At 71.2% G+C, this 15,376-nt stretch carries 13 protein-coding genes; 10 read left to right on the top strand and 3 right to left on the bottom strand.

All coding sequences use genetic code 11. The annotated features are described in order from the left end of the window. Positions 1 to 52: 52 nt before the first annotated feature. From M878_RS59540 to M878_RS59525, 4 genes are all read left to right on the top strand, one after another. Positions 53 to 472: a cell division protein SepF gene (locus M878_RS59540; protein WP_037730095.1), complete on the top strand. Its 420-nt coding sequence runs from the start codon at positions 53 to 55 to the stop codon at positions 470 to 472. A gap of 986 nt (positions 473 to 1,458) precedes the next feature. Beyond that, complete coding sequence (locus M878_RS59535; RefSeq protein ID WP_023546018.1) at positions 1,459 to 2,655, top strand: AAA family ATPase; 1,197 nt, start codon at positions 1,459 to 1,461, stop codon at positions 2,653 to 2,655. Beyond that, positions 2,652 to 3,020, top strand: coding sequence for a nucleotide pyrophosphohydrolase (locus M878_RS59530; RefSeq protein ID WP_023546017.1), 369 nt, complete (start codon positions 2,652 to 2,654; stop codon positions 3,018 to 3,020). Before M878_RS59535 ends, M878_RS59530 begins: the two co-directional genes overlap by 4 nt. Before the next feature lie 166 nt (positions 3,021 to 3,186). After that, positions 3,187 to 3,678, top strand: a complete 492-nt coding sequence (locus M878_RS59525) for a DUF6099 family protein (RefSeq protein WP_023546016.1) — start codon at positions 3,187 to 3,189, stop codon at positions 3,676 to 3,678. 25 nt (positions 3,679 to 3,703) lie between these two features. Here M878_RS59525 and M878_RS98290 read toward each other — a convergent pair whose 3' ends face one another. Continuing rightward, positions 3,704 to 3,871 carry a hypothetical protein gene (locus M878_RS98290; RefSeq protein WP_023546015.1) on the bottom strand — a complete coding sequence of 56 codons (168 nt, stop codon included), beginning with the start codon at positions 3,869 to 3,871 and terminating at the stop codon, positions 3,704 to 3,706. 235 nt (positions 3,872 to 4,106) lie between these two features. Between M878_RS98290 and M878_RS59520 the strand changes: the two genes are divergently transcribed. Beyond that, entirely contained in the window at positions 4,107 to 5,030 is a 924-nt protein-coding gene (locus M878_RS59520; RefSeq protein WP_023546014.1) for an LLM class F420-dependent oxidoreductase, read from the top strand. A 148-nt stretch (positions 5,031 to 5,178) separates the two neighbouring features. Here M878_RS59520 and M878_RS59515 read toward each other — a convergent pair whose 3' ends face one another. Together M878_RS59515 and M878_RS59510 are read right to left on the bottom strand one after the other, a co-directional pair. Continuing rightward, complete coding sequence (locus tag M878_RS59515; RefSeq protein ID WP_023546013.1) at positions 5,179 to 6,345, bottom strand: alanine--tRNA ligase-related protein; 1,167 nt, start codon at positions 6,343 to 6,345, stop codon at positions 5,179 to 5,181. 321 nt (positions 6,346 to 6,666) lie between these two features. After that, positions 6,667 to 7,584: a D-alanyl-D-alanine carboxypeptidase family protein gene (locus M878_RS59510; protein ID WP_023546012.1), complete on the bottom strand. Its 918-nt coding sequence runs from the start codon at positions 7,582 to 7,584 to the stop codon at positions 6,667 to 6,669. Between the two features lie 172 nt (positions 7,585 to 7,756). On the opposite strand from M878_RS59510, the gene M878_RS59505 reads away from it, so the two are divergent. From M878_RS59505 to argF, 5 genes are all read left to right on the top strand, one after another. Next, positions 7,757 to 8,695 carry a hypothetical protein gene (locus M878_RS59505; protein WP_023546011.1) on the top strand — a complete coding sequence of 313 codons (939 nt, stop codon included), beginning with the start codon at positions 7,757 to 7,759 and terminating at the stop codon, positions 8,693 to 8,695. An 81-nt stretch (positions 8,696 to 8,776) separates the two neighbouring features. Beyond that, a complete protein-coding gene (locus M878_RS59500; RefSeq protein ID WP_023546010.1) occupies positions 8,777 to 10,276 on the top strand; it encodes a 3' terminal RNA ribose 2'-O-methyltransferase Hen1 in 1,500 nt (499 codons plus the stop codon). Next, a complete protein-coding gene (locus tag M878_RS59495) occupies positions 10,273 to 12,837 on the top strand; it encodes a polynucleotide kinase-phosphatase (RefSeq protein WP_023546009.1) in 2,565 nt (854 codons plus the stop codon). Before M878_RS59500 ends, M878_RS59495 begins: the two co-directional genes overlap by 4 nt. 114 nt (positions 12,838 to 12,951) lie before the next feature. Continuing rightward, positions 12,952 to 14,175 (top strand): arginine deiminase, encoded by a 1,224-nt coding sequence (locus tag M878_RS59490; RefSeq protein WP_031224620.1) that lies wholly within the window; start codon positions 12,952 to 12,954, stop codon positions 14,173 to 14,175. 61 nt (positions 14,176 to 14,236) lie between these two features. Beyond that, positions 14,237 to 15,265 (top strand): ornithine carbamoyltransferase, encoded by a 1,029-nt coding sequence (gene argF / locus M878_RS59485; RefSeq protein ID WP_023546007.1) that lies wholly within the window; start codon positions 14,237 to 14,239, stop codon positions 15,263 to 15,265. Positions 15,266 to 15,376 lie beyond the last annotated feature (111 nt).

Here is a 15,376-nt window from a genome sequence, read left to right as displayed (position 1 = left end):
GTCGCTGTTGGGCCGAACGGGTGACTTGGCGTAAGAATTGGCTGGTGCAGGCATGGAGTGCGAGTCAGGTCGGGGGGAGCCGGTGAACCGTTACGACGTCACCGATGAACAGTGGGAAGGGCTCGCCCAGGTCGTGCCGTTGCGGGGGCGCGACGCCTGGCCGTCCGCGGTGAACCACCGCTCGCTGCCGGATGCCGAGACGGAGACCCGGCGCCGGTTCGTGGTCCTTCGGGTCAACGTCTTCGCGGACGCCCGTGAGGTCGCCGAGACCCTGATGGCGGGCGCGCCGGTCCTGCTCGATCTGTCCGGTGCGGAGACCGAAGTCGCCAAGCGTGTCCTCGACTTCAGCACGGGCGTGGTCTTCGGCCTGGGCAGCGGGATGCACCGCGTCGACCGCAATGTGTTCCTTCTCACCCCGCCCGGCACCGAGGTCAGCGGGCTGATGGAGGGCGCGGGCGCCTCCGGCGGCTGAACCGGGGGCCCCGGGCGGAGCGAGGCTGTGCGGGCGTCGTCGGGCTGAGTGCCTGAGTGAATGAGTGCTTGAGCGGCGGAGACGGTGCACGCCTTTCGGCTGCCCGAAGGGTGCGTTGGTGCCTTCGCGGGCTGGGCGGAGGACTGTGCGGCGGTGCGGCTGGGCGGAGGTGTCCGGGCGTGCGGCTGAGTGGGTGCCTGTGGCGGTCGAGCGTGGGCAACTCAGGCGGTGCGGCTGGGCAGAGGCATCCGAGCGGTGCGGCTGTGCGGGTGCCTGCGTCGGTGCGGCTGGGGCGATGCCGGTGGCGGTTGAGCGTGGCTACCTGCGGCGGTGCGGCTGGGCGGAGGTATCCGGGCGTGCGGCTGAGTGGGTGCCTGTGGCGGTCGAGCGCGGGTACCTCAGGCGGTGCGGCTGGGGCGATGCCTGCGGCGGTTGAGTGTGACTGCCTGTGGCGGTGCGGCTGGGCAGAGGCATCCGAGCGGTGCGGCTGTGCGGGTGCCTGCGCCGGTGCGGCTGGGGCGATGCCTGCGGCGGTTGAGCGTGGCTACCTGCGGCGGTGCGGCTGGGCAGAGGACTGTGCGCCGGTGCGGCTGGGCGGAGGCGTTTGGCGGTCGAGTGCGGGTGCCTGCGGTGGCCGTGCCCGTGGTGTTCGGGATGAGCGGGTGGCTTGGGCTTCCCTGGGCGTGCGGTCGGTTGCCCGCGGCCGGCGGGAGCCGCGGCGGTCGGCCGGTAAGCGGCCGGTGTGATTCGGCAGCAGCGGCGGGAGCGGCGGCCGTGCGGTGGTGTGCGCCGGGGGAGTCGTGTCCGGCCTCGCCGCCGGGTTCTCGGCCGCCCCGCCGGTCGGTGGCCTCCGCCGAGGCGTCGGTCGCCCGCCGTCACTCGACCGGGTGCCCCCGGCCTCGCCGGTGCCCGCCTGACCACCCGATCGTAGGAAGGCCCCGACGCGAAAACGGTTCGTCGGGTCGGCGGAGTTCTACCGTCCGGACATGGCCGTGCCCTCCGTGTCCGCTGAGCCTCCCGCGGCCGACGTGTCCGCCGCGACCGTCCCCCCGCAGTCCCGCAGCCCCCTCGACGTACGGGCCAGGATCACCGAGCTGCGGCTGTCGGCCTTCGCCGGGCATCGGCGGGCCGGGTTTCCGCTGGGGTCCGTCACCTTGTTCGCGGGGCGCAGCGGCGCGGGGAAGACGACCGCGCTCGCGGCGTACGAGGCGCTCGCCCGGCTCGGCGGCGGAGCCTCGCTCTACGAGGCGTTCCCGGACCCGGTCGCCTGTGTGCCGCAGCGGGCGCGCCCCGACGCCGACGGCCGGCGGGGTTTCCGGATCGGGTGTACGGCCGATGGCGCCGAGGGGCCGGTCCGGCTGGACATCGCCGTACAGGCCGAGCCCGACTGCAGGATCGTGGGGGAGCGGCTGACCGCAGGCGGGGTCGTGCTGCTGGAGACCGCGCTGCGTGACCCCGGGCGCCGGACCGTGCAGGCCGCCTGGCACACCGCGGGCTCCGCCCCGGTGACCCGCGCCCCGCTCCCCGACGACCGCCTCGGTACCGCGCTGCTGCCGCTGCGGGTGGCCGGCAAGACGGACGGGCAGCGCCAGGTGCTCGCCGCGGCCGAGCAGATGGTGGTCGCGCTGCGGTCGGTCTTCCCCTGCGACCCGCGCCCCGAGTGCATGCGCACGCCCGTCCCCACCGGTTCCGGCCGGCTGCTGCCCGGCTGCGACAACCTCGCCGACGTGCTGTGGCGCACCCGCGCGGAGTGCGCCCGCCGGCACGGACTGCTGGTCGAGGCACTGCACGCGGGCAGCGCGGGCCCGGTGACCGACCTGGTCGCCGAACCGCTGCCGGACGGCACGGTACGGGCCCTGCTCGACCGCGGCGAGGGCCCGCGCACCGAACTGGCTCGGCTCGGCGACGGCGAGCTGCGCTATCTCGCGCTGACGCTGGTGCTGCTGACCGGACCCGGTGTCCTGGCCCTGGACGCGCCGGGCGAGGTGCCCGACGCCCTGCGCACCCTCACCGTCCTCGCCGACGGATTCGACCGCGGCCTCGACCCGTGCCAGCGCCGGGAACTGCTGCGCACGGCGGCCCGGATGGGCGAGCGCGGGCATATCCGGTGCGTGGGCGCGGTGAGCGACGCCTCGTGGGCCGCAGGGGTCGGGGGCGTGTCAGTGGTACACCTGGACACGTGACGGAACCTCTCGACCTGGCCCGACTCCAGCGCAGACTCGCCGCGTTCGCGGCCGCACGGAACTGGCAGCCCTACCACACACCCAAGAACCTCGCCGCCGCCCTTTCGGTGGAGGCCTCCGAACTCGTCGAGATCTTCCAGTGGTTGACCCCGGAGGAGTCAGCCCGTGTGATGGCCGACCCCGGCACCGCGCACCGCGTCACGGACGAGGTCGCCGACGTCCTCGCCTATCTCCTGCAGTTCTGTGACGTCCTCGGCATCGACCCGCTGACCGCCCTGGACGCCAAGATCGCTCGCAACGAACAGCGCTTCCCGGCGCCGGGACCGGAAGACGGGGCGCAGGACCGTCAACTGCCGGAATCCTGAACTCCATTATTACTCTCCGCATTCAATTCGCCCGTCGAATCCGAATTGTTGTCCACAAATTTCCCCTCACCTCTGGCTTTTCGCCCTACACGCCTTCACTCTGGGTAGTGAACAGGGAAGTTCACGAAGGCGTGCGGGGAAGCACGCGGAAGGACGGGGGCGACGCATGGACGCGATTCGGCTCATCCTCACCAGCAGGCGCGCCCTGGCGGGCGCGGCCGACGCGGGCGAGATCATGGCGGAGGTGTGGCAGGCGCAGGCCCTGGCCCAGGCCATCGGCAGCAGGCTCGCCGTCTCCGGTCCGCCCGAGCTGCGCGGTGAGGCACTCGGCCTGACCGAACTGGCAGGCCGGGGCTGCGGAGTCCTGGACCCGCCCGAGATAGACCTGGGCGATCTGCGCGCCGCCCAGCTCACCGAGCTGGACGACGCCCGCGAGACCCTGCTCTGCCTCGGGGGTCTGCTCGGCGAGGTCGGCATAGCCCTGGTCGGCATGGCCAGCACCGCGGCCGACGAGACGACGTACTGGCAGTGCATGGAGGCCATCGACGCGGCCGACGAGTCGCGCGACCGCGTCCTGGAGATGCTGCGCAAGCTGGCGGCACGGGAGGAGGCCTTACAGGAGAACGGCAATCAGAACAGCCCGTCGGGAGCCCTGTAGGCGAGGGCGACACGGCAGGGGCGGGTCAGCCCAGTTCGCTTTCCTTGGCACCGCTCTGGCCGCCGTGCAGATCAGCCAACTCCGACAGATCCGCGTTCAACGCCGCCATCAGCTCTTCCATCTGCTCCAGCAGCCCCTTCGGCGGACCGGCGGATCCGGCACGCTGACCGGCAGAGCCACTCTCTTCGGACATGACGGCCTCCTCGGCCTCGGCCCCGCAGGGCCGGCGCGGTGACGCGCGACGGCGGCCACCGTACGGCGCGGGCGCCGGTCGGTCCGGCTCCGACGTCCCAACGATCATCACCCGAGTGGGTCACTGCTCCGCGCCGCCGCCCCGGGCCCCGCAGGCGATTTTCACCCGACCGGGGACGGCCGTGCCGGGAGGTACCGGCGAGGTTGACGGGGTGGCCGGCGTGCAGGATGGATGTATGGACCTTCGAATCTTCACCGAGCCCCAGCAGGGGGCTACCTACGACACCTTGCTCACCGTGGCGAAGGCCACCGAGGATCTTGGTTTCGACGCCTTCTTCCGCTCCGACCACTACCTCCGCATGGGCAACTCCGACGGTCTGCCCGGGCCTACGGACGCCTGGATCACGCTGGCCGGCCTGGCCCGCGAGACCAAGCGGATCCGCCTCGGCACGCTGATGACTGCCGGAACGTTCCGGCTGCCCGGCGTGCTCGCCATTCAGGTCGCCCAGGTCGACCAGATGTCCGGCGGCCGGGTGGAGCTGGGCCTCGGCACGGGCTGGTTCGAGGAGGAGCACAAGGCGTACGGCATCCCGTTCCCGAAGGAGAAGTTCCCGCGGCTGGAAGAGCAGCTCGCGATCGTCACCGGGCTGTGGGCGACCCAGGCCGGCAAGACCTTCGACTTCCACGGCGCCTACTACGACCTGACCGAGTCCCCCGCGCTGCCCAAGCCGGCCCAGCAGAAGATCCCGGTCCTCATCGGCGGCCACGGTGCGACCCGCACACCGCGGCTGGCCGCCCGGTACGCCGACGAGTTCAACATCCCGTTCGCCTCCGTCCAGGACAGCCAGCGGCAGTTCGGCCGGGTGCGCGCGGCCGCCGAGGAGGCCGGCCGCGGCGCGGACGCGCTGACGTACTCCAACGCGCTCGTCGTCTGCGTCGGCCGGGACGACCAGGAGGTCGCCCGGCGCGCCGCCGCGATCGGCCGTGAGGTGGACGAGCTGAAGGCCAACGGCCTGGCCGGCTCCCCGGCCGAGGTCGTCGACAAGATCGGCCGGTACGCCGAGATCGGCTCCCGGCGGATCTACCTGCAGGTCCTCGACCTCGACGACCTGGACCACCTGGAGCTGATCTCGGCCCAGGTCCAGTCCCAACTGTCGTAGCACGCATGGCACATGGCCGTGTTCCGCCCGTCCGGCCCGGCCCGCACGGCGCGCCGGACCGCGCGGGACACGGTCGCCCTCAAGGCCCCGCGCGCCTCCGGCCGTTCCACCTCCGGCGGTTCCACCCACGGCCGCGCCACTCGCGCCGTCATCCCTGTCGCAGGCTCATGACCAGATCGCGGGGCAGCCCGTGCGTGTCGTGGAGGTGGTGGAAGTCCTCGTCCGTCAGCGGGCCGTGGAAGCGGCGCCGGGCGAGCACCTGCCGCCCGCGCTCCAGGAGCCGGCGGAACCGGCGCTCCTCGTCGAGCAGCAGACGGCGTACAACGGCGGATTCCAGGTCCTGCCGGAAGCGGTCGAGGGTGTGCGTGAGCAGCTCGTCCGGCAGGTCGTGGAGGCTGCGCGACGGATCGTCCCGCCACAGCACCGTGAGCACCCGGCGCACCAGGCGGCGCAGGACGTAGCCCCTCCCGGTGTTGGCCGGGCGGATCCCGTCGCCGATGACCACGACGGCCGAGCGCAGATGGTCGTAGACAAGGCGCAGCGATGGTTCGTCCAGGGGCCACAGGGTCGGTACGAGACGGCGCCAGGGGTCGAAGACATCACACTCGAACACCGACGACCTGCCCTGGAGCAGCGAGGCCAGCCGCTCCACGCCCAGCCCGGTGTCGATGTTGCGCTGGGGCAGCGGCACGAGGGAACCGTCCTCGAGCCGGCGATGCCGCATCATCACGTGGTTCCACACCTCGACCCAGCGGTCGTCGCGCGTGGGCGTCGACCGGGGCGGGGTGTCGCCGGTCCACAGGAAGATCTCCGAGTCGGGCCCGCACGGGCCGACCGGGCCGTTGGACCACCAGTTGTCCTCCACCGTGAGCTCGACGGGAACACCGCGGTCCTGCCACACCCGCAGGGAAGCGGTGTCCGGGCCGACGTGTTCGTCGCCGCCATGGACGGTGGCGTGCAGCAGGCCCGGATCGATCCCCAGCCCCTCGGTGAGCAGCCCGTACCCCCAGTCGAGACTCTGCGGACCCTCGTAGTCGCCGAGCGACCAGGTGCCGAGCATCTCGAACACGGTCAGATGGGTGGCGTCGCCGACCTCCTCCAGGTCCGTGGTGCGCAGACAGCGCTGCACATTGACCAGCCGCCTGCCCCATGGATGAGGGCGCCCCTCCAGATACGGAGTGAGCGGATGCATGCCGGAGGTGGTGAACAGCACCGGGTCACCGGGTGGTGGCAGGAGGGTCGAGCCGGTGATCCGGCGATGACCGCGCTCTTCGAAGTACTCGATGAACGTGCGGATTACCCGATCCGTTTCCATGAGGGTGGCTCCTTCGCGTCTTGGCGGGGGAAGGCACCGGACAACGGGACCGCTCGGCAGCACACCGGGAAGGAAGGCGAGAACGCCACGGAGTCACACCGACGGGCCGTTTTCCGGTCGCCGGTGGAGAGAGGGACGTCAGGCGGCGGCAACCGGCGAGCTGGTCGCTCGCGCGGTCGCGCTGATGCTTCGGCCGGTGACGTTCATGAGGTGACGGTAACGCGCCGCGGCCACGGAGGCACACGAATTTCCCGCCGTGCCGCCCGTCGGTGCGAGAAGGGGCTGCCGCCGGTGCGCGGCGCCGGCGGCAGCCCGCTCACCTCAGCCGCGCTGCGCGAACCCGTAGTCCAGGATCTTCGTCGCGTCCTGGAAGCGCTGGTCCACCGAGGTGTCGGCGAGGACCGTGCCCACGACCGTACGGCCGCCGCGGGTCGCCGCGAACACGAGGCAGAACTGTGCCTCCGGCCCGGAGCCGGTCTTCACGCCGATCGCGCCCTGGTAGGTGCTGAGCAGCTTGTTGGTGTTCTCCCACGGGGCCATCGCGTGCGTTCCGCCGCCCGGCCGGTAGGACTGCATGGCGTCGTACACCTTGGTGCCGACGACCTTCCTGAACGTCGAGTTCTTCAGGGCGGCCCCGGCCAGCTTCGCCAGGTCGCGCGGCGAGGCGTAGTTGTCGCCGTTGGACACCCCGTCGAAGGAGTCGAAGTGGGTGTTGGTCAGGCCCAGTTCGCGTGCCTTGGCGTTCATCTTGGCGATGAACGACGTGGTCCGCTGGGCCGTGGTCGACCCGCTGCCGTAGGTGTCGGCGAGGGCGTAGGCCGCGTCGCAGCCCGACGGCAGGAGCAGCCCGTACAGCAGGTCGCCCACCTTCATCGAGTCGCCGAGGATCAGGTGGGCGCTCGAATAGCGCTGGGTGTGCGTGGTGGGGTCGATGACGTAGTCCGTGTACTCCTTCTTGATCGTCACCTTGCGGTTGAGGTCCAGGTGCGGCTGGGACAGCGCCACGAGCGCCGTCATGATCTTCGTCGTGGAACCGGTGCGCAGCCGTCCGTCCGGTGCCTTGCCGAACAGCGTCTTGCCGGTGGCCGGGTTCAGCGCGTACGCGCCCTGGGCCGACACCTGCGGTGCCGTGGCCGCCTGGGCGGGAGCGGCGGCGAGGACCCCCGCGGTCAGGACGGCACCCGCCAGTGCCGCGACGACGGTTCTCCTGTGGGTACGCACCCCATGGCCGTAGGTCATCGTTCCCCCTTCAGTCAGTGGTCAGTTGACGGTGGCTCACTTCACCAGGTCCGGGCCGCCGGAGCCATGGTGGAGATCACAGGGAGCAATTGCGTCATTTCCATGGACAGCATGTGCCGGAACTGTGGGCTCCATCACGGCGCCCGTGATCCCGGCCTGATCGGATGACCCGGTGCGCAAAGTCCTTCCTCTCGCCCTCACCGGCCTGTTCGCCCTGTCGGCCTGCCAGTTCGCCGGCCACGACGACCGCGCCGAGGAGGCCGGCCGCCTCAACACCATGGCGGCGCTGCCGCTGCACGCCTACCTCCCGGACCCCGCGTCGGACGGCACCAAGGCCATCACCAGGGCTCAGTGGATCCTGGGGAAGCAGTGCATGGTCCGGCTGGGCTTCACCGGCTTCGCGGTGCTCGACACCAAGTCCGTCGAGTCGACCTACCCCGTCCGGCAGGGCACGTTCACGAGCCGGGACCTGCCCGGTGACGACAGCCCGTACGGCGTCGTCGACCCCGACCTGGCGTCCGAGCACGGCTACCACAACCGGACACCGGACGGCTCCGGCCAGCCGCAGGAGTGGCCCGCCGACCAGTACGCCGCCCTCACCGGCACCTTCGAGTCCGGAGACAGCCACGTCGCGCACGGCCATCCCATCCCCGAGGGCGGCTGCCTGGGCCAGGCGGCACGGAAGCTCTACGGCCCGCCGCCCCGCGCGGCAGAGGTCAACGGCGTGAAGCTGTCCGGCTATTACTCGCTCGCCATGGAGCTGTGGTACACGTCCCACAAGGAAGCGAGCAAGGACCCGGCCTGGAAGAAGGCCGACCGCGCCTGGTCGGACTGCATGAGGAAGCAGGGCTTCCACTACTCCGACCCGGACAGGGCGTCCCTGGACGCCGGCTGGTTCGGGCACGAGAAGCCGTCCGGCAAGGAGCGGAAGACCGCGGCCGCCGACGCCCGGTGCAAGCTCGACACCGGCTACGTCCCGGCCGTACACGCCCTCGAAGCGCGCAGCCAGAAGGGCGCCATCGGCAGGAACAAGGAGAAGCTGGACGCGATGCGGGCGGCCGACGAACGGGCGATGCGGAAGGCCCGCACCATCATCGGCGACGCGTCATGAGCCGCACCAGGGGGGCGACTTCAGCAGGAGCGCGGGGAAAACCGGTGGTCAGCGGGGACTGATACCGGAAGACTCGGACATGTGTTCCTGACGATCTCCACGCGCGGCGACGCCGCCCACCCGGCCACCGATCTCGGGTATCTGCTGCACAAGCACCCCGACAAGGCGCAGAAGTTCTCCACGTCCCACGGCACGGCGCACGTCTTCTACCCCGAGGTGGACGAACGGCGCTGCACGGCCGCACTGCTGCTGGAGATCGACACGCTCGCGCTGGTCCGGCGGGGCAAGGGCAAGGGCCGCGGCGGCGCGCCCGACGCGGCGCTCGCCCAGTATGTCAACGACCGTCCGTACGCGGCCTCCTCGCTGCTCGCGGTCGCGCTCAGCGGAGTCTTCTCCAGCGCCCTGCGCGGGGTGTGCACCGCCCGCCCCGACCGGGCCGCCGCCCCGCTGCCGCTGCGCATCGAGGTACCGGCGCTGCCCGCCCGCGGCGGGCAGGACCTCGTACGACGGCTGTTCGAGCCGCTCGGCTGGACCGTGACCGCCGACCCCGTGCCGCTCGACGCCAAGTTCCCGCAGTGGGGCGACTCGCGGTACGTGCGTCTCGTCCTGGAGTCGCAGACACTGACCCTCGCCGAGGCGCTGCGTCATCTGTACGTACTGCTGCCGGTCCTCGACGACGCCAAGCACTACTGGGTCTCCTCCGACGAGGTCGACAAGCTGCTGCGGGCCGGCGAGGGCTGGCTGCCCGGCCACCCGGAGCAGCATCTGATCACCAGCCGGTATCTCTCCCGCCGCTGGTCGCTGACCCGGCAGGCCAGGGAGCGGCTGGAGCTGGTGAGGCTCGCCGAGGCCGACGACAGCGAGGTCGAGCAGATCGACAACGCGGTCCCGGAGGACACCGAGGAGACGGAGGCCGAGGAGGCCGCGGACACGGAGGCCGAGCAGAAGGCGACCCCGCTCGCCGTCCAGCGCCGGGAGGCGATCCTCGCCGCCCTGCGTGCCTCCGGCGCCGCTCGTGTCCTCGATCTCGGCTGCGGACAGGGCCAGTTGGTGCAGGCGCTGCTCAAGGACGTGCGGTTCACCGAGATCGTCGGTGTCGACGTGTCCGTGCGGGCGCTTTCCATCGCCGCCCGGCGGCTGAAGCTGGACCGCATGGGGGAGCGGCAGGCCGCCCGCGTCACGCTCTTCCAGGGCTCGCTCTCCTACACCGACAACCGGCTCAAGGGCTACGACGCCGCCGTGCTCAGCGAGGTGATCGAGCACCTCGACCTGCCCCGGCTGCCCGCCCTGGAGTACGCCGTGTTCGGGCACGCCCGCCCGCGTACGGTCCTGGTGACCACCCCGAACGTCGAGTACAACATCCGCTGGGAGTCCCTGCCCGCCGGACACGTCCGGCACGGCGACCACCGCTTCGAGTGGACCCGTGAGGAGTTCCGCAAGTGGGCGGCTACGGTCGCCGAACGGCATGGATACGACGTGGAGTTCGTACCCGTCGGGCCCGACGACCCCGAGGTCGGACCGCCCACCCAGATGGCCCTGTTCCACCGCGACGACACCGAGAAGGAGGCGAAGGCAGCATGACCGGGAACCGCACGGGACGGACCCTCCCCGTCACCGACCTCTCCCTCGTCGTCCTCGTCGGCGCCTCCGGCTCCGGCAAGTCGACGTTCGCCCGCCGGCACTTCAAGCCGACCGAGGTGATCTCCTCTGACTTCTGCCGGGGCCTCGTCTCCGACGACGAGAACGACCAGAGCGCGACCCGGGACGCCTTCGACGTCCTGCACTACATCGCCGGCAAGCGGCTGGCCGCCGGCCGCCGCACCGTCGTGGACGCCACCAGCGTGCAGCAGGACGCCCGGCGTCAGCTGATCGAGCTGGCCAAGAAGTACGACGTGCTGCCCATCGCCATCGTCCTGGACATGCCGGAGGAGGTGTGCGCCGAGCGCAACGCGGCCCGCACCGACCGTGCCGACATGCCCCGCCGGGTCATCCAGCGGCACATCCGCGAACTGCGCCGCTCCCTGAGGCACCTGGAGCGCGAGGGCTTCCGCAAGGTGCACGTCCTGCGCGGGGTCGAGGAGGCGGAGAGCGCCACGGTCGTCACCGAGAAGCGCTTCAACGACCTGACCCACCTCACCGGCCCGTTCGACATCATCGGCGACATCCACGGCTGCGCCGCCGAACTGGAGTCGCTGCTGGCCAAGTTGGGCTACGTCGACGGCGTGCACCCCGAGCGCCGTACCGCCGTGTTCGTCGGAGACCTGGTCGACCGCGGCCCGGACACCCCGGGCGTGCTGCGCCGCGTGATGACCATGGCCGAGACGGGCAACGCGCTGTGCGTGCCCGGCAACCACGAGAACAAGTACGGCCGTTATCTCAAGGGCCGCAAGGTCCAGCACACCCACGGGCTCGCCGAGACCATCGAGCAGATGGAGGGGGAGAGCGAGGAGTTCAAGGACCAGGTCCGGAAGTTCCTGGAAGGACTCGTCAGCCACTATGTCCTCGACGGCGGCAAGCTGGTCGTCTGCCACGCAGGCCTGCCCGAGAAGTACCACGGCCGCACCTCCGGCCGGGTCCGCTCGCACGCCCTGTACGGCGACACCACCGGCGAGACCGACGAGTTCGGGCTGCCGGTGCGCTACCCGTGGGCGGAGGACTACCGAGGCCGGGCGGCCGTGGTCTACGGCCACACTCCGGTCCCCGAGGCGACGTGGCTGAACAACACCATCTGCCTGGACACCGGCGCGGTCTTCGGCGGCAAGCTGACCGCGCTGCGCTGGCCGGAGCGCGAACTGGTCGACGTACCGGCCGAGCGGGTCTGGTACGAGCCGACGCGCCCGCTGCGTTCCGAGGCGCCAGGCGGTCAGGACGGCCGGCCGCTGGACCTGGCGGACGTGTACGGCCGCAGGGCGGTGGAGACCCGGCACGCGGGCATGGTGGCGGTCCGCGAGGAGAACGCGGCGGCGGCGCTGGAGGTCATGAGCCGCTTCGCGACCGACCCGCGCCTGCTGCCGTATCTGCCGCCGACCATGGCACCGACGGCGACTTCGCAGGTGGAGGCCCGCGGCGGAGCCGCTGATGGACACTTCTTGGAGCACCCGGCGGAGGCCTTCGCGCAGTACGCGGCGGACGGCGTCGAGCGGGTCGTGTGCGAGGAGAAGCACATGGGCTCGCGAGCCGTGGCCCTGGTGTGCCGGGACGCGGAGGCGGCACGCAAGCGCTTCGGAGTCGATGGCCCTACCGGGTCCCTCTACACCCGTACCGGGCGCCCCTTCTTCGACGACGAGACGGTGACCGAGGAGATCCTCGGCCGGCTGCGCTCGGCGATCTCCGACTCCGGCCTGTGGGACGAACTCGGCACCGACTGGCTGCTGCTGGACGCCGAGCTGATGCCGTGGTCGCTGAAGGCGTCCGGGCTGCTGCGGTCGCAGTACGCGGCTGTCGGTGCCGCGTCCGGCGCGGTGTTCCCGGGTGCACTGGCCGCCCTGGAAGCCGCGGCGGCGCGCGGCGCCGACGTGGGCGGCCTGCTGGACCGGCAGCGGGAACGCGCCTGCGACGCGGCCGCGTTCACCGCCGCCTACCGCCGCTACTGCTGGACCACGGACGGCCTGGACGGCGTGCGCCTGGCGCCCTTCCAGCTGCTGGCCGTCCAGGGCCGCAGCCTCGCCGCGCTGCCGCACGACGAGCAACTGGCCCTGATCGACCGGCTGGTGGAGCACGACGGCACCGGACTGCTGCAGACCACCCGGCGGCTGTACGTCGACACCGGCGAGGCGGAGTCGGTGCGCGCGGGCGTCGACTGGTGGCTGGAGATGACCGGCCGCGGCGGCGAGGGCATGGTGGTCAAGCCGGTCGGCGCGCTGGTCCGGAACAAGGACGGCCGACTGGCGCAGCCCGGCGTCAAGTGCCGGGGCCGCGAGTACCTGCGGATCATCTACGGCCCCGAGTACACCCGGCCGGACAACCTGGCGAGGCTCCGCCAGCGGTTCCTGAACCACAAGCGGTCCCTCGCCCTGCGCGAGTACGCCCTCGGCCTGGAGGCCCTGGACCGGCTCGCGGACGGGGAGCCGCTGTGGCGGGTGCACGAGGCGGTGTTCGGGGTGCTGGCCCTGGAGTCGGAGCCGGTGGACCCACGGTTGTGAGACCGGCCGGCCGTATACGAGCCCTTCCTGTTCTCGTCAATGAGACGAGAACAGGAAGGGGCGGAAACGGTCGAGAAGGGCGTGAAGACGGGCGGCTACCGCCAGGATGGAGGCATGGCATACCACGTCGACTCCGAGGCCGGGCGGCTGCGCCGCGTGATCCTGCACCGGCCCGACCTTGAGCTCAAAAGGCTCACCCCCAGCAACAAGGACGCCCTCCTCTTCGACGACGTGCTGTGGGTGCGCCGGGCGCGCGCCGAGCACGACGGGTTCGCCGACGTCCTGCGGGACCGCGGAGTCGCCGTCCACCTCTTCGGCGACCTGCTGGCCGAGACCCTGGAACTGCCCGAGGCCCGTACCCTGGTCCTCGACCGGGTCTTCCATGAGAAGGAGTACGGTCCCCTCGCCACCGACCATCTGCGCGCCGCCTTCGCCGCCCTGCCCGCGCCCGAGCTGGCCGAGGCGCTCGTGGGCGGCATGACCAAGCGGGAGTTCCTTCAGGCGCACGCGGAGCCGACTTCGGTGCGCTTCCATGTGATGGACCTCGACGACTTCCTCCTCGGGCCCCTCCCCAACCACCTCTTCACCCGCGACACCTCCGCCTGGATCTACGACGGGGTCGCCATCAACGCGATGCGGCTGCCCGCCCGCCAGCGCGAGACCGTCCACTTCGAGGCGATCTACCGCCACCACCCGCTGTTCCGCCACGAGACGTTCCACGTCTGGTCCCAGGGGCAGGCCGACCACCCCTCCACCATCGAGGGCGGCGACGTGCTGGTGATCGGCAACGGCGCGGTCCTGGTCGGCATGAGCGAACGCACCACCCCGCAGGCCGTGGAGATGCTCGCCCACAAGCTGTTCGCGGCCGGCTCGGCCCGCACCATCGTCGCGCTCGACATGCCCAAGCGGCGCGCCTTCATGCATCTCGACACCGTGATGACCATGGTCGACGGCGACACCTTCACCCAGTACGCCGGGCTCGGCATGCTGCGCTCGTACACCATCGAACCGGGGGTCGGCGAGAAGGAGCTGAAGGTCACCGACCATCCGCCGGAGCACATGCACCGCGCGATCGCCGCCGCCCTCGGCCTCGGCGAGATCCGGGTGCTGACCGCCACCCAGGACGTGCACGCCGCCGAGCGCGAGCAGTGGGACGACGGCTGCAATGTGCTCGCCGTCGAGCCGGGCGTCGTCGTCGCCTACGAGCGCAACTCGACAACCAACACACACCTGCGCAAGCAGGGCATCGAGGTGATCGAGATCCCGGGGAGCGAGCTGGGCCGGGGGCGCGGCGGCCCTCGGTGCATGAGCTGTCCCGTGGAGCGAGACGCCGTATAAAAATGTGAAAGTTCGTATAGACTTCCAGGGTCCTGTAGTCGTAGCACATCTGGAGCCCCCCATGGCGACAGTCCCGACCGCCCTCGCCGGCCGCCACTTCCTCAAGGAGCTGGACTTCACCGACGAGGAGTTCCGCGGCCTGGTCGAGCTGGCCGCGGAACTGAAGGCCGCCAAGCAGGCCGGGGCCGAGACACAGCACCTGCGCGGCAAGAACATCGCGCTGATCTTCGAGAAGACCTCGACCCGCACCCGCTGCGCGTTCGAGGTCGCCGCCGCGGACCAGGGCGCCCACACCACCTACCTCGACCCGGCCGGCTCGCAGATCGGGCACAAGGAGTCCGTGAAGGACACCGCCCGGGTCCTCGGCCGGATGTTCGACGCCATCGAGTACCGCGGGCACGGACAGGGCGTCATCGAGGAGCTGGCCACCTACGCCGGGGTCCCCGTCTACAACGGCCTGACCGACGAGTGGCACCCCACCCAGATGCTCGCCGACGTGCTCACCATGACCGAGCACACCGACAAGCCGCTGACCCAGGTCGCCTTCGCCTACCTCGGCGACGCCCGCTACAACATGGGCAACTCCTACCTGGTCACCGGCGCCCTCCTCGGCATGGACGTGCGGATCGTCGCGCCCAGGCTGCTGTGGCCGGACGAGACGATCATCGAGCTGGCCCGGCAGCTCGCCGCCGCCTCCGGTGCCCGGATCGCGCTCACCGACGATGTGAAGGAGGGCGTGCGCGGGGTCGACTTCATCGCCACCGACGTGTGGGTGTCGATGGGGGAGCCCAAGGAGGTCTGGGACGAGCGCATCGCGCTGCTCGGCCCGTACGCCGTGACCATGGACATCCTCGCCGCCACCGGCAATCCGGACGTGAAGTTCCTGCACTGTCTGCCGGCCTTCCACGACCTCGGTACCGCCGTCGGCCGCGAGATCCACGAGCGGCACGGGCTCACCGAGCTGGAGGTCACCGACGAGGTGTTCGAGTCCGAGCACTCCGTCGTCTTCGACGAGGCCGAGAACCGGATGCACACGATCAAGGCGGTCCTCGTGGCCACCCTGGCTGGTGCGTCACACAGCGTTGCCTGACCCACGCCACCAGGCCTTATCCTGACCGGCGGCCCGGCATCACCCCTAGTCCCGGGCCGCCGCCGCGACCTCATCCGGTCGCCCGCACCACCCAGAAACGAGCACCACCCG

Origin of the sequence: Streptomyces roseochromogenus subsp. oscitans DS 12.976 (genome assembly GCF_000497445.1) — a bacterium.
Classification (GTDB): domain Bacteria; phylum Actinomycetota; class Actinomycetes; order Streptomycetales; family Streptomycetaceae; genus Streptomyces; species Streptomyces oscitans.
The sequence above is the reverse complement of the archived record's forward strand: the minus strand, read 5'-3'. Positions and strand labels throughout refer to the sequence as shown.

What these genes read in the sequence shown, in the direction of transcription:
- M878_RS59510 (WP_023546012.1), bottom strand. Translation starts at nt 7,584, where the DNA reads ATGACCTACGGCCATGGGGTGCGTACCCACAGGAGAACCGTCGTCGCG.
- M878_RS59490 (WP_031224620.1), top strand. Translation starts at nt 12,952, where the DNA reads ATGGCATACCACGTCGACTCCGAGGCCGGGCGGCTGCGCCGCGTGATC.
- argF (WP_023546007.1), top strand. Translation starts at nt 14,237, where the DNA reads ATGGCGACAGTCCCGACCGCCCTCGCCGGCCGCCACTTCCTCAAGGAG.
- M878_RS59540 (WP_037730095.1), top strand. Translation starts at nt 53, where the DNA reads ATGGAGTGCGAGTCAGGTCGGGGGGAGCCGGTGAACCGTTACGACGTC.
- M878_RS98290 (WP_023546015.1), bottom strand. Translation starts at nt 3,871, where the DNA reads ATGTCCGAAGAGAGTGGCTCTGCCGGTCAGCGTGCCGGATCCGCCGGT.
- M878_RS59535 (WP_023546018.1), top strand. Translation starts at nt 1,459, where the DNA reads ATGGCCGTGCCCTCCGTGTCCGCTGAGCCTCCCGCGGCCGACGTGTCC.
- M878_RS59520 (WP_023546014.1), top strand. Translation starts at nt 4,107, where the DNA reads ATGGACCTTCGAATCTTCACCGAGCCCCAGCAGGGGGCTACCTACGAC.
- M878_RS59515 (WP_023546013.1), bottom strand. Translation starts at nt 6,345, where the DNA reads ATGGAAACGGATCGGGTAATCCGCACGTTCATCGAGTACTTCGAAGAG.
- M878_RS59495 (WP_023546009.1), top strand. Translation starts at nt 10,273, where the DNA reads ATGACCGGGAACCGCACGGGACGGACCCTCCCCGTCACCGACCTCTCC.
- M878_RS59525 (WP_023546016.1), top strand. Translation starts at nt 3,187, where the DNA reads ATGGACGCGATTCGGCTCATCCTCACCAGCAGGCGCGCCCTGGCGGGC.